Annotated in this window: 9 protein-coding genes; 7 read left to right on the top strand and 2 right to left on the bottom strand. The window is 72.2% G+C overall.

The features are described from left to right. From VF330_RS25040 to VF330_RS25030, 3 genes are all read left to right on the top strand, one after another. A partial coding sequence (locus VF330_RS25040) for a cyclase family protein (protein ID WP_330854118.1) occupies positions 1-394 on the top strand: 394 nt, incomplete at its 5' end. An 88-nt stretch (positions 395-482) separates the two neighbouring features. Beyond that, a complete protein-coding gene (locus tag VF330_RS25035) occupies positions 483-863 on the top strand; it encodes a hypothetical protein (RefSeq protein ID WP_330854117.1) in 381 nt (126 codons plus the stop codon). A gap of 3 nt (positions 864-866) precedes the next feature. Next, entirely contained in the window at positions 867-2,396 is a 1,530-nt protein-coding gene (locus VF330_RS25030; protein ID WP_330854116.1) for a PPE domain-containing protein, read from the top strand. A gap of 3 nt (positions 2,397-2,399) precedes the next feature. Here the strand turns inward: VF330_RS25030 and VF330_RS25025 are convergent, their stop codons facing one another. Both VF330_RS25025 and VF330_RS25020 read right to left on the bottom strand, forming a co-directional pair. Then, complete coding sequence (locus VF330_RS25025; RefSeq protein ID WP_330854115.1) at positions 2,400-2,768, bottom strand: MerR family transcriptional regulator; 369 nt, start codon at positions 2,766-2,768, stop codon at positions 2,400-2,402. Between the two features lie 33 nt (positions 2,769-2,801). Beyond that, the gene (locus VF330_RS25020; protein ID WP_330854114.1) at positions 2,802-3,791 is read right to left on the bottom strand and encodes a lipase; all 990 of its coding nucleotides are present in this window, start codon (positions 3,789-3,791) and stop codon (positions 2,802-2,804) included. A 209-nt stretch (positions 3,792-4,000) separates the two neighbouring features. Between VF330_RS25020 and VF330_RS25015 the strand changes: the two genes are divergently transcribed. The 4 genes from VF330_RS25015 to VF330_RS25000 all read left to right on the top strand — a co-directional run. Further along, positions 4,001-4,750, top strand: coding sequence for a PP2C family protein-serine/threonine phosphatase (locus VF330_RS25015; RefSeq protein ID WP_330854113.1), 750 nt, complete (start codon positions 4,001-4,003; stop codon positions 4,748-4,750). After that, complete coding sequence (locus VF330_RS25010; protein ID WP_330854112.1) at positions 4,747-5,973, top strand: FHA domain-containing protein; 1,227 nt, start codon at positions 4,747-4,749, stop codon at positions 5,971-5,973. Before VF330_RS25015 ends, VF330_RS25010 begins: the two co-directional genes overlap by 4 nt. Continuing rightward, positions 5,970-7,448: a protein kinase domain-containing protein gene (locus tag VF330_RS25005; protein ID WP_330854111.1), complete on the top strand. Its 1,479-nt coding sequence runs from the start codon at positions 5,970-5,972 to the stop codon at positions 7,446-7,448. The genes VF330_RS25010 and VF330_RS25005 overlap by 4 nt, the downstream gene beginning before the upstream one ends. Positions 7,449-7,553: 105 nt before the next feature. Further along, positions 7,554-9,363: Ig-like domain-containing protein (locus VF330_RS25000; protein WP_330854110.1), on the top strand; the 1,810-nt coding region annotated here is incomplete at its 3' end.

The raw sequence follows: 9,363 nt of genomic DNA, 5'->3' as shown, positions 1-9,363 counted from the left end.
GGACGACCTGGAGGCCGCGGCGGCACGGTCGGGCGTCGTGGTGGAGCAGGGCGACGCACTGGTGGTGCGAGCGGGCTGGGACCGCGTACCCGACCACGGCCGCGCGCTGCCGGGGATGACCTCGGGCGCGGTCCGGTGGATGCACGAGTGCGGGATCTCCCTCTACGCCGGCGACATCGGTGACGCGTCTCCGCCTCTCCAGGGCGACGTCCCGGGCGCGCTGCACCGGCTGGGGCTCCTGCGGCTGGGTCTCGTGCTGGTCGACGGAGCCCAGGCCGAGGAGCTCGTCGCGGTCTGCGAGGAGCAGGGCCGGTGCACGTTCCTGTTCGTGGCCGCGGTTCCGCGCATCCTCGGCACGACCGGGCTGCCGGTGAACCCGCTGGCCGTGTTCTGATCCGGTTGAACCGTCCCGCGCCCGCGTCCGTGTGACTGGTGGCGGCCACGAGGTGGCTGTGCCGCAAGGGCTACGGGGAAGGTGCCGCATGTACGTCGTCGGTGACAACGACGCTGTCCCGTTGAGGGACACCGTCACCTCGGGTCAGGTGCAGCTCGACCCGGACGCGGGGGAGGAGTTGCGCAAGCAGTTCCAGGCCCAGATCGACCAGGTCGACTCGTGGATCGAGCGCGCGAACTCGAGCATCGCCCGTCCCGCGCCGCTGGGGGCGAACCCGGTGGGGGACAAGATGCGCGACAAGTTCACCCTTCGCGCGGAGGGGGAGCAGTACTCGTTCGTCAGCGTGATGACGGCGTACCGGACCGTGCTGGAGCAGACGAAGAACTCGATCGTGACCGCGATCGAGAACTTCACGCGTCTCGACGACGAACAGCAGGCGGAACTGAAGAAGCACATGGGCGGGAGCTGACCGGTGGCCATCGACTCGAGGGGCGAGACCGAGAACGTCCCCGTCCTCACGGACCCGCAGAACTGGGCGTCGCGGTCGCACCGGGAGCTGTACGCCGCGGTGCACAACGACAACGACCCCGGTCAGGCCGGTCAGATCAGCTCCGACTGGAGCAGGTACGGCACCGAGCTGACCGAGGCGTCGCGGACCATCAACTCGGTGATCACCGCGTCGGAGTCCAAGTGGACGGGTGCGGCCGCGGAGGCCGCGCGGGACGCGATGAAGAAGCTCGGTGACTGGGTCGACGAGACCGCCAAGACGGCGGTCGGCGTCGGCGTCAAGGTCGCCGACCAGGGCCGTGTCATGGAGTCCGCCCGCGCGCAGATGCCCGCTCCCGTCGAGTTCGACTGGGAGAGAGCCGCTGCCGCGCTGGCGATGCCGGGGACTCCCGCGTTCGTGCTGGCCACTGTGGACATCGCCCTCGCGAACGTCGTGTCCCGCGCCGCGCACGACGAAGCGGTGTCGGTGATGACGGCGATGGAGGCCGGCTCGCGGCAGATCGACTCGTCCGTGCCGACGTTCACGCCGCCGTTCAACCCGACGACCGGCCAGGTCGAGGAACCGGTGATGGCGGTCGCGCCGTCCGGTGCGGCGCCCGCGCTCGGTGGTGTGGACGCGTACATGTCCACGCAGACCGCGAGCGCCGGTGCCGTCTCCGCCCCGCCGGGCGTCAACGGCGGTGCGGGCGGGGGAACCGGTGCCGCTCAGCCGGCCGCGTACTCGCCGTCGGCTCCCGGGTACTCGGGAGGTGGTGCCGCGGGCGGCGGCAACTACACGCCACAGGTGCCGAGCTACAACTCCGGCGCCACCACCACTTCCGGGTACACGCCGACCGCGCCGAGCTACTCGCCGGCCGCGAGCTCGGGCAGCACCTTCACCAGCGGTGCCGGTGGTGGCAGCACGTACACGCCGCAGATGGGCGGGTACAGCCCCACCACGGGCGGCACCGCGAACAAGGGCGGCGCCAACGGCCAGTACACGCCGCAGAGTCCGAAGTTCGACCCGACCGCTCCCGGTTACACCGGTCCCGGCGGGACGGGTGGCTTCGGTGGTGGCGCTGGCGGTGGCGCGGGAGGTGGCGCGGGAGGTGGCGGCGGCGCGGGCATGAAGGGCGGCCCCATGCCGTTCAGCCCCTCCACGGGGGGCGGCGGTGGTGCCGGTGGCGCCTTCGGCGGAGGCGGAGCCGGCGGGGGCGGTGCCGGTGGCGGCGGAGCAGGCTCGATGACGTCCGGCGGCGCGGCCGGTGTGCAGAACCAGGTGCGCGGCGGCGTGCCGATGGGCATGGCCGGACCGGGTGGCGCGTCCGCCGCGGGTGCCGGCATGGGTGGCGCGCCGATGGGCGGTGCCCCCGGTGGCGGCAAGGGCGAGGACGACAAGGAACACCGCTCGGCCAGCTACGTCATGGGCGGTGACCTGTTCGAGATACCCGGCGAGAACCTGCCCCCGTCGGTGATCGGCGCCGGCAAGGTGAAGGCGCGGGCCCGCGCCGACTAGAGGTCACCACGCCTTCGAGGCGCGGAAGGCCCGGTTGCCCGCGATCAGGTCGTCGAGCGAGTCACGGGTGCGGGAGAGCTCGGCGATGTGCGCGTCGAGCTTCTCCCGTTCCTCGGTCATGCGCGCGAAGGCGGCATCGGTGTTGTCCGGCGTGGGAGTGCTCAGGCACCAGGGCAGCAGCGCGAGGATCGTCTGGCTGCTCAGGCCCGCGAGGTAGAGCCGTTGCAGGTACCGCACGCGGTCGACGTCCTGCTCGGTGAAGCGGCGGTGGCCTCCCGCGCTGCGGGTGCTGGTCAGCAGGCCCTGCTCCTCGTAGTACCGCAACGCGCGAGTGGTCGCTCCCGTTCGCGCCGACAGGTCACCGATGCGCACCGCTGCTCCCGAGTCGTTGAACGTGCTTCGAGCCTAGCTCCGAGCGAACATGTACGGCTTCAGCGCCGGTTCGGTGGCGGAGACCGGAGCGGCCGCGATCACGTCGGTGGCCTTCTTGAGGAACGCCGTCAGGTCGTCGGCGACCGTGTCCGGGTCGACGCCGGGCATGTTCTGCTGCGAGCACAGGGAAGCCGGGATCTCCCTCGGGTTCGCCGGGCCGGGGCGCGTGATGGCGTTCATCGCGAGGGCGTACGCGAGGGCGTCGCTGGTGCCGATGGTGATGTGGTCGCTCGCGTTGTGCGGGCAGACGTCCTGCAACGAGATGTTCGCGACGCGGCCGGCGGGGCCGTGCACGTCCGTCGTGCCGGCCGGGGTGACGAACTGGTCGTGGGTCGTCGACAGCGAGGTGTAGGAGATGCCGGCGAAGGTCTCCTGCCGGGAGTTGGTGGCCTCGATGAACTTCGCCGTCGTCTTCAGCTGCAGGGCGAACGCCGGACCGTTGCCGTCCGGGTACAGGACGTCGTTCTGGTCGCTGCCGTGGTTGACCGCGGCGAGCCCGACGTAGTCCGCGACCATCGCGCGGGTGTCCGGCCAGAACCGCAGCGCGAACCGGGCGCTGACGCCGCCCTGGCTGTGGCCGACGACGGCGATCCTGCCGCGGCTGACGGCGCGGGCGTACCTGATGGCGTGCACCACGTACTCGGCCGACACCTGCACGTCGCCGACCGAGCGGCCGGGCAGCGCCACGGCGCAGTACGGGTGGCCGATCCGGTCGAGGGCGGGGAACCAGTTCCAGGAGAACGCCTCGTCGGGCCCGACACCCGTTCCCGGTACGAACAAGGCGACTTCCCGGTGTGACCCGTACGCCGACGGCGAGCACTTCACGGCGGCCTGGAGGTCGGCCACCGGCACCGAGAGCCGCGGGCCGGGGCGGTTCACGGGCGCGTGGGGACCGGCGGAGGCGGTGGCAGCGGACGTCGAGACGACCAGCAGGGTGGCGACCAGGACGAGCAGACGTTTCATGGCTCCACGCTAAAATTTGACGCCGACGTGAAGTTCAAGTCCTCGGACGCCCGCGAGCGGGTGAGCCGTGTCACGTCCGCCATGGACCATCGCCGCGACCGCGCCGGACGTTTCCGGTTTTCCGTGGCCATTTTTTGTCCCCTTTTCCGCCTAACGCCGCGCCGGTGCCGAGCGATGAGAGGTCCGAACGGGCGAACGGAGGGGAGCGGGTGAGCGTGGTGATTCGCACCGGCGTCACGACGCATCCCGGTGTGGTGCGGGAAGTCAACGAGGACAACGCCATCGCCGGCCGGCGGGTGTTCGCCGTGGCGGACGGCGTCGGCGGGCACGCCGCGGGCGAGGTCGCCAGCGCGCACCTCGTGGCGCGGCTGCGGCAGCTCGACGAGGGGGACGGCCGCGGGCTGGACGACGTCCGCGCGGCGCTCGCCGCCGCCGGGCGCTCGCTGGAGGAGGCCGGGCACGGCGGGATGACGACGGTGTCCGGGATCGCGCTCGTCACCGTGTCCGAGCGGCCGCACTGGGTCGTGTTCAACGTCGGCGACTCGCGGGTCTACCGGTTCGACGGCGCGGAGCTCACGCAGCTCACCGTCGACCACTCCGAGGCGCAGGAGCTCGTCGAGGCGGGCGTGCTGACGGCGGACGAGGTCAGGACCTATCCGCGCCGTCACGTGGTGACCCGCGTGCTGGGCAGCGCCGGGATCTCCGACCCGGACCTGTGGCTCTTCCCGCCGCACGCCGGTGAGCGGTTCGTCATCTGCACGGACGGGCTGACGAACGAGGTCGCGGACGGCGAGATCGAGGACGTGCTCCGGCGGCACGCCGACGCGGGCGAAGCCTCCGCGGCACTGGTGGACCGCGCGGTCGCGGCCGGTGCGCGGGACAACGTGACGGCGCTCGTCGTCGACTACCCGGTCGCACGGGAGTCCACCTCCGACACCGCGCCCAGGAGCCCGCGATGACCGAGGTGAGGTACGTGCCGGGCACGTGGGTCGCGGTGGTCGGGGAGCGCGCGTGGCTGTTGCTGGCCGTGGCACCCGAGTCCGACCTGGTCCGCCGCTGCTGGGAGCTGGTGCGGTCGGACGAGGCGCTGGACGAGGTGGTCGCGGCGATCATGGACGAGGGGTTCCGCGCGGTGAGCGGGTTCGCGCTCGTCAGGCTCGCGGCGGCGGAGAGACGCGCTGTGGTGCGCGGTGGCGCGCGGGTGCAGGTCGTCCGCGAGGACGGTGCCGCCGAGGAGATCAGCGCGGCCGGGGTGGGGACGTGGGTCGACCGGAACCTGGAGGACGTGGCACGGCTGCGGGTCGCGCTCGGCGCGAGCGGTCCCGCGTTGCCGGTGAGCGCCGGTGTGGTGCTGGCGGGCGAGCTGCTCGTGACGGTGTCGGACGCGGCGGCGCCGGAGATGCCGGACGCAGCGGTGCCGGACGTGCCCGTGGCGGCCGCACCTGTGCTCGAGGAGCCGGCGGTGGAGCACACCGTTGTGCTGCAAGCGGAACCGGTCCGCGAGGAGCCACCAACGCCGGCCCCGCAGGTCACCCAGATGACCGGGGTGATCCAGTCCTTCGACTGGGCTCCCCTGGCAACCCCTGCGCCCCAGCCACTTCAGGCGACGCAACCACCGATGAGCGCGGCCTGGGCGGAACCCGCTCCCGAACCGGTGACCGAGACCGTGTTGCGCAGCAACGCCTCGCCCAACGACACGCGGATGCTGCACGCCGGCAAGGGCGGCGGGGCGCGGCTGGTGCGGGCGAAGAGGTGTCCGCAGGGCCACCTCAGCTCCGACTACGCCGTGCACTGCCGGGTGTGCGAAGTCCCGCTGCCGCACCAGGACGCGGCGATGCTGACGATGCCGGTGCTCGGCCTGCTGCGGCTGTCCAACGGCGACACGATCGCGCTCGACCGCGACGTGGTGCTGGGCCGCGACCCCAGCGGTGATCGCAGGGGCGCGAACCTGGTGCAGGTCGGCAGGGAGAACGACACGGAGATCTCGCGCACGCACGCCGACGTCCGGCTGTCGGGCTGGGACGTGCTGGTGCGGGACCTGGGCTCGACGAACGGCACCACGATCTCCCGGCCCGGCTGCCCGCCGGAGAAGCTCGCCCCGCACATCGAGCAGTTCCTCACGCCCGGCACCCGCGTCACGCTCGGGGACCAGGTCCACTTCACCTTCGAGGTGAGCGGATGAGCCAGGGACCACCGGAGATCCCGCACTTCGACTACCGCGGCGACATCGGCGGCGGCGGGTTCGCCATGGTGTACCGCTACTACCACGACAAGCTCAAGCGCGACGTCGCCGTGAAGGTGCCCAAGGCGGCGGACCTGTCCGAGTCCGTGCGGGAGAGGTTCATCGCCGAGGGCGAGTCGATGGCGGAGCTGGGCAACCACAGCAACGTCGTCACCGTGCACGACACGGGGATCGCGTCGGACGGGCGCCCGTTCCTGGTGATGGAGTACTGCCCCGGCGGCGACCTGGAGAAGCTCTCGGCCAGGACGCCGCTGCCGGTGCGGGACGTGCTCGACATCGGCGTGCAGGTCGCGGGCGCGATCGAGACGGCGCACGAACGCCAGATCCTGCACCGCGACGTCAAGCCGGCCAACATCTTGATGAACCAGTACGACAGCCCGTGCCTCACCGACTTCGGCATCGCCGGCCGGTTCGCGGAGCAGGACGAGGGCGGGCAGGTCATGCTCTCCGTGCCCTGGTCGGCACCGGAGCTGCTGGACAGGTCCGCGGGCGCCGGGGTGGCGACGGAGGTGTTCTCGTTCGGCGCGACGCTGTGGCACCTGCTGGTCGGGCACTCGCCGTTCATGCCGCGCGGAGCGGACAACGCGATCGACGCCATCGAGGAGCGCATCGTCTCCGGCTGGCTGCCCTCGGGGCTGGCCGCGCCGGCGGAGCTGGAGCGCTTGTTGTTGCGGGCCATGGCGAGGAACGCGGCAGTGCGGCCTGGTTCGGTGCGCGAGCTCGCCGTCGGTCTGCAGAGGATCCAGAAGGCGCACCGGTTCGGCGAGACCAAGCTCGTGCTCATGCCCGCTCCGGAGGCGGTGCCGGTGACCGCACCGGCCTTCGTCGCGCCGCCGCCGCAGATCTCACCGCCGACGCAGCGCAAGCTGCCGCCGGTCCCGGTGTACGACCTGCCGGAGCCGCCGGCGCGCAGGACGTCGCAGCCGGAGACGGTCGTCCGAACCGCGCCGCCACCGCAGACGGTCATCCGACCGGCGCCACCGTCCACTGTGGATCAGGCGACCTCGTCGAGGCGCTGGCCGCTCTACGTCGCGGGTGCGCTGGCCGCTGTCGCGATCGTCGGCGTGGGCGTTTTCCTGCTCTCCGGCGGAGAAGAGCCGCGCAACGGCCCGGTGGTCGCCACGATCGCCGACACCCCCGACCAGAACGCCGGTGCCGGCGACGCCCCACCGGGCAGGCCCTCGATCACCGCGACGAGACTGGACGCGAAAACAGTCCGGTTCAGTTGGAACTACTCGGCTCAGCAAGCGACGGACACGTTCTCCTGGCGCACTTCCGACGGCGCCAGAACCGGGGTGGAGAAGCATCCCCAGGTGGACGTCGAAGGCGCGGAACCCGTGTGCCTGCAGGTGAAAGTGGTGCGCGCGGACGGCGGCAACGCGACCGCGGACTGGTCGCAGGAGAGCTGCGGATAATCATTCGTGAGCATTCGGGTGAATGCTGCAACGAATTCCCGGATCGGCCCGATAGGCGGTTGACGGAACCGCCGGCGAACGCACGCGACTGCAGCGAGGGAAACAGTGGGATTCTTTCGGAAGCACCGGACCACGCTCGCGTCCGGAACGGTGCTCGTCCTCGCCGCCGCCTCGCTCGTCGCCTATGCGTTCACCTCCACCGGGAACCCGGTCCGCCAGGTCGACCTGAACGACGGCGGCGTGTGGGTCACGAGCGACCGCGACGGGTTGTTCGGCCGGCTCAACAAACCGGTCGGGTCGCTGGACGCCGCGTTCAACCCTCCGGGCGGGGCCCAGCGGAACTACCGGCTCGACGTCGTCCAGGACGCCGCCGCCGTGGTCGCGCGGGACCGCGCGGGCGGCAAGCTCTACCCGGTCGACGTCGCCCGTTCGGTCACGCTGGGTGACCACGGACTCGCCTTGCCCAGCGGCGGCCAGGTCGCGCTCGCGGGCGGCACGCTCGCCGTGCTCGACCCCGCCGCGGGCAAGGTGTGGGCGAGCCGGGTCGACGCCGAGGCCGGCGTGAGCTCCCTGGACCAGCTGAGCCAGGAGACCCCGCCGCTCGCCACCCTGGACGCGGCCGGCACCGCCGCCCTCGCGGTCGGGCTGGACGGCACGGTGCACGTCGCCTCCGCCAACGGCCGCACCGCGAAGGTGGTGCCGCGGGACGGCGGGTTCGGCGAACCCGAGTACGGCGAGCTGGGTCAGCGGCCGGAGGACCCGAAGATCACCGCGGTCGGTGGCGAGGCGGTCGTGCTCGACGCCGAGTCCGGCACCCTCTTCCTCCCCGGCGGCCGCACGGCCGAGGCGGGCCGGGAGTCCGTCCTGCAGCACGCGGGCCCCGAGGCCACCGCGGTCGTCGTGGCCACCAGGGGCGACCTGCGAACGTTCGACCTCGCGGGCGACGGCACGGCGACGCTGCACGAGGGCGTCGACGGCGCCCCGGCCGAACCCGTGCGGCTCGGTGAGTGCGTGCACGCCGCGTGGGCGGGGGCGTCCGGCGGCTACTTCCGCTCGTGCGACGGCAAGAAGGCGTCGGCCGGCAACATCAAGGACGCGAAGGCGCTGGTCCAGCCGGTGTTCCGGATGAACCGCAAGGCGATCGTGCTCAACGACGTCGCGACCGGCGGCGTGTGGGACCTGAGCACCCAGCGCAAGGTCGACGACTGGCAGTCGGTGAAACCGCCGCCGGAGCAGAACTCCAGCGACAAGGACAAGAACGAGAACACCACCGAGTCGGCGAAGGACAAGCCGCCGAAAGCCTCCGACGACACCCTCGGCGCGCGGCCGGGCCGCACGACCGTGCTCCACGTGCTGGACAACGACTCCGACCCGGCGGGCAACATCCTGTCCGTCACCGCGGTCAGCGACCTGGACCGCAAGGACGTCGCGCTCGCCATCGCCCCGGACGGCCAGACCGTCGAGGTGACGCTGCCGGACCAGGCCCAGGACGCGCACTTCAAGTACACCGTCGACGACGGCAAGGGCCTCAACGCCACGGCCGCCGTGACCGTCCAGGTCCGCGCCGCGACGCAGAACGAGGCACCCGCCGTGCGCAAGGGCGTCGAGCCGCACGAGTGGTCGGTCGCGTCGGGCGGACGGCTGACGCTGCCGGTGCTCGCGGACTGGCGCGACTTCGACGGCGACCCGGTCGTGCTGACCGAGGCGAGCGCCAAGGCGGGCGTCGCCACCACCACGACCACCGGGTTCGTCGAGTACGCGGCCCCGGTGCAGGCGGGTCAGCAGCCGGTCGACTTCCAGGTCACCGACGGCATCGCCGACGCCGTGGCCGGGTCGGAACGCGTCAAGGTGCTCGACCCGGCCGCGCCCACCGCGTTGCCGCCGGTAGCCCGCCCCGACGTCGCCCGCGGCCAGG

Source organism: Lentzea sp. (assembly GCF_036380075.1).
GTDB lineage: Bacteria > Actinomycetota > Actinomycetes > Mycobacteriales > Pseudonocardiaceae > Lentzea.
This window is presented reverse-complemented; position numbering and strand designations above follow the sequence as displayed.